This is a genomic window from Streptosporangium nondiastaticum (genome assembly GCF_003011965.1).
GTDB classification, from domain to species: domain Bacteria; phylum Actinomycetota; class Actinomycetes; order Streptomycetales; family Streptomycetaceae; genus Streptomyces; species Streptomyces nondiastaticus.
The window spans coordinates 1-3,894 of record NZ_PXWG01000257.1 but is presented as its reverse complement, the minus strand read 5'-3'; the positions used below and the strand labels follow the sequence as shown (position 1 = coordinate 3,894).

General features: G+C 75.8%; 5 protein-coding genes. All 5 read left to right on the top strand.

Going from position 1 to position 3,894, the window contains the following annotated elements; genetic code table 11:
- A partial coding sequence (locus B7P34_RS35325) for a WD40 repeat domain-containing protein (RefSeq protein ID WP_223268577.1) occupies positions 1 to 1,676 on the top strand: 1,676 nt, incomplete at its 5' end.
- Positions 1,677 to 1,870: 194 nt separating this feature from the next.
- On the top strand, positions 1,871 to 2,566 hold the full coding sequence (locus B7P34_RS35320; RefSeq protein ID WP_106682213.1) for a CHAP domain-containing protein: 696 nt from the start codon (positions 1,871 to 1,873) through the stop codon (positions 2,564 to 2,566).
- 35 nt (positions 2,567 to 2,601) lie between these two features.
- On the top strand, positions 2,602 to 2,823 hold the full coding sequence (locus tag B7P34_RS35315; RefSeq protein WP_106682212.1) for a hypothetical protein: 222 nt from the start codon (positions 2,602 to 2,604) through the stop codon (positions 2,821 to 2,823).
- Positions 2,824 to 2,834: 11 nt separating this feature from the next.
- On the top strand, positions 2,835 to 3,512 hold the full coding sequence (locus B7P34_RS35310) for an AIM24 family protein (protein WP_106682215.1): 678 nt from the start codon (positions 2,835 to 2,837) through the stop codon (positions 3,510 to 3,512).
- Between the two features lie 5 nt (positions 3,513 to 3,517).
- Positions 3,518 to 3,894 (top strand): 1-acyl-sn-glycerol-3-phosphate acyltransferase (locus B7P34_RS35305; protein ID WP_189383284.1); only part of this gene is annotated, 377 nt, incomplete at its 3' end.

The window sequence follows — 3,894 nt, the reverse complement described above, 5'->3', positions numbered from 1 at the left end:
TCGCGTGGGGCGACGAGGCGGGCGCCGTGACGCTGCGGGACCGCGCCGGCGGCGGCTCCGCACCGCTCGCCCTGCCCCGGGAGAGCAGGCACCGCGGCCCCGTCCTCGGCGTGGCCCTCTCGGACCGCGGGGAGCTGCTGGCCTCGGCGGGCGAGGACGGCACGGTGCGGCTGACGCGCCTGGGCGACGGCGGGCCCCGTACGGAGGTGCGGGATCCCGGCCTGGGCCTGCTGTACGCCGTGGCCGTCAGCGGCGACGGCGCACAGGTCGCGGCCGCCGGGCGGGACGGGCGGGTGTGGCTGCTCCACGTGCCCGGCGGGCGGGCGAGGGTGGTCGGCACGCGGGAGTTCGGCCGCGTCCGGGCCCTGGCCTTCTCGCCGGACGGGCACCGCCTTGCCACCGGCGAATGGCAGGACCGCATCGGTCTGTGGGACACCCGCACCGGCCGGCGGGAGGCCTCCCTCTACGGCCTCTCGGACTCCGTGTTCGGCGTGGCGTTCTCGCCGGACGGCAGGCAGCTGGCCGCGGCCAGTCAGGACGACACCGCCGGCATCTGGGACATCGGCGAGCACCGTCTCATCGCCCGGCTCGCCAGCCACATCGGCCCCGTCCACGGCATCGCCTACTCCCCCGACGGCCGCACGCTGGCGACGTCCGGCGAGGACGGCTCGGTGCGCCTGTGGACCCCGCAGGCCGCCGTCACGACCCCGCTCCCGGGCGCGGCCTGGCAGGACGGGGCCCTCAGTCCGGACCGCTCCCTCCTCGCCGTCGCGGGCCGGGACGGCACCGTGCGGCTGCTGCGCACCGCCGACCGCGGCCTGCGCACGGTGACGGTGGGACAGGACCCGGTGCGGGCGGTGGCGTTCAGCCCCGACGGAGCCCTCTTCGCGGCGGGCGACGAGCGCGGCACCGCCACCGTGTGGCGCACCGCCGACCCGCGGCGGCCGGTCCACCGCTGGCGGGCCCACGACCGGGCGGTCACCTCGGTGGCCTTCCGTCCGGGGGACGCGGGGGCCCTCGCGACCGCCGGCGAGGACCGCACCGCGAAGGTGTGGCGGCTCGCCGGGAGCGGCGCGCTGCGCGAGCAGTCACTGCTGGGCCACGACGACGCCGTCTACCGCGTGCTGTTCCTCGGCCCGGAGACCCTCGTCACGGGCAGCCTCGACAACACCGCCCGGATCTGGCGGCTCTCCGACGGCCGCGAGCTGCGCCGGCTGACCGAACACGAGGACACCGTCCTCGGCCTGGCCGCGGGCCCGCACGGAATGCTGGCCACGGCGAGCCGCGACCACACCGTCAAGCTCTGGGATCCCGCGGGCCGCAGGAGCCTGCGCACCCTCGCCGGGCACACCGGCCCCGTCACCTCGGTGGCCTTCAACCCGGCCGGCACCCGGCTGGTGAGCACCGGCCGCGACAACACCGTGCGGATCTGGGACCCGGGCACCGGCCGGCCGCTGCTGACGCTGACCGGCCACACCGGCCGCGTCCGGTCCGCGGCGTTCCTCGGCGACGACGGGCCGGTGGTGTCCGTGGCGGAGGACGGCACGGTGCGCTGGTGGGACCTGGACGTCCCCGGCGTCCTCGCGCGCACCTGCCGGGCGCTGGGCAGCGCCACGGACCGGCCGCTGTGGGAGCGCCTGCTGCCGGACGTGCCGTACGCCCCCGGCTGCCCCTGACGCTCCCTCAGGCGGCGTCTTCCCCCACTCGCGCATCACGGCCGGTGGCGGGCGGTTGCCCGCCGCCTCGTCCACCGAGGCAACAGGCAACCCCTGTTCCGCACGGCCGCCCCGCTCCGAGACTCGAACCATGGGAAACGGGACGAACCCGCCCCATGCAGCGCATTCCTCCGAGTCCGAGACAGGGAACCGCCATGGACAACCGCCGCGCCATCGCTCCCGTCACCGCCGCGCTCCTGGTCCTCGCCGGCGCCACGGCCGGCCCGGCCCTCGCCGCCGCACCCCCCGCGGCCCGCCCCCACCCCCACGCCCGCGCCCTCGCCGCCACGGAGCCCGGCGCCGAGGACGAGGCCGCCGAACGGCAGCGGATCGTCGACCGCACCACCGACGCCCTCACCACCCCCAAGCGCTTCCGCCTCAAGCGCGGCGGCCCCGTCCTCCGCAGCGTCCCGGGCCGCCCGGACAAGGACACCAACTACCTCGGCAAGGGCAACAGCAACGCCAACATGAACGAGTACAACGACTTCGCGCGGAATCCGGGCCGGAGCCAGTGGTGCGGATACTTCGCGGCGGCGATGTGGGGGCGGCGAGGCGTCCCGGCGGACTCCGGCAGCAGCCGGGCCTGGCGCACCGGCGTGGGCGACCGCTGGCACCCGTACGCGGCGGACGACCTCCCGCTCCCCGGCGACGTGCTGATGTGGGCCGGCCGCGGCACCGCGGGGCACGTCGGCGTCGTGGCCGCGGTCTCCGGCACGCGGATCACGACCGTCGAGGGCAACACCGGCTACCACAAGGACAGCATCGCCCGGCAGCGCTACGAGTGGACGGGCGCCGGGCCGGTGCTCAAGGACCGCACCAAGACCATCCAGGGCTTCGCCTCCCGCTTCTGACTCCCAAGACCCGCCCTTCCGCAAAGGACACCGCCATGGACACACGCCCCTCCACCCTCACCGGTATCCGCCGCACCGGTGCGGCGCTCCTCACCGCCCTCACGCTCGCCGGCGGCGCCGTCGCCGCCACGTGCACGACGAGCGTGACCGTCACGGCCACGACGACGGCCACCGGCGGCACGGACGGCGCCGCGGGGGTGTGTCCGCCCGCATCCGTGCCGGTTCACGCCGTTGCCTCCCTGCCTGTCCATGGGTGATCATGCGGTCCATGCACAGCGACCTCTTCGCCCACCAGAACATGGCCGAGCCGGCCACGGCCCCCGGCATGGCCGTCCACAACGCCAAGTCCATCGTCTACGCGGTCGACGGCGAATGCTACGCGCGCCAGGGCTCGATGGTCGCCTTCCGCGGTGACCTGCAGTTCGAGAAGCAGGGCCAGGGCGTGGGCAACTTCCTCAAGCGCGCCGTGACCGGCGAGGGCCTCGCCCTCATGGCCGTCCGGGGCCGGGGCGAGGTCTGGTTCGCGCACGAGGCCGCCAACTGCTTCATCGTCGAGATAGCCCCCGGCGAAAGCCTCACCGTCAACGGCCGCAACGTGCTGTGCTTCGACCCGACCCTCTCCTACGAGATCCAGACCGTGAAGGGCGCGGGCATGACGGGCGGCGGGCTCTTCAACTCCGTCTTCAGCGGCCACGGGAAGCTCGGCGTGATGTGCGAGGGCAACCCCATCGTCATCCCCGTCTCCGCGCAGTCCCCCGTGTACGTGGACACCGACGCCGTCGTCGGCTGGTCCACCGCCCTGCGCACCTCGCTGCACCGCTCCCAGAGCCTGGGCTCGATGCTGCGCGGCGGCTCGGGCGAGGCCGTCCAGCTCAAGCTGGAGGGCGAGGGCTTCGTGATCGTACGGCCCAGCGAGGCGAAGCCGCAGAAGCCGCAGAACGGCTGAGGCGGATGCTCGGCCGGCTCGCCTCCGCCGTGGTGCCCGCCCTCGGGCGGCTCACCGTCACCTCGGACGCCGGCGCCGCACTGGCGCCCGGCAGCATCATCGCCGCCAACCACACCTCGCTGGCCGACCCCGCGGTCGTGCTCGCCGCGCTCCACCGCCTCGGCGCGGCCCCGGTCGCCCTGGCCGCCGCCGGCCTGTGGCGGATCCCGCTGCTCGGACGGATGCTCACCCGCGAGGGCTACGTGCCCGTCCACCGCAACGACCCGCGGGCGGTGCGGGCGCTCGACGGCGCGGCGGCCGCGCTCGCGGACGGCCGGCTCGTGCTCATCTACGGGGAGGGCGCCGTTCCCCGCCGCAAGGACGCGGGCGAGGCGGCGCCCCG

Bases quoted from the DNA above. Each gene is read 5' to 3' on its own strand.
- B7P34_RS35315 (WP_106682212.1), top strand. From the start codon at position 2,602: ATGGACACACGCCCCTCCACCCTCACCGGTATCCGCCGCACCGGTGCG.
- B7P34_RS35320 (WP_106682213.1), top strand. From the start codon at position 1,871: ATGGACAACCGCCGCGCCATCGCTCCCGTCACCGCCGCGCTCCTGGTC.
- B7P34_RS35310 (WP_106682215.1), top strand. From the start codon at position 2,835: ATGCACAGCGACCTCTTCGCCCACCAGAACATGGCCGAGCCGGCCACG.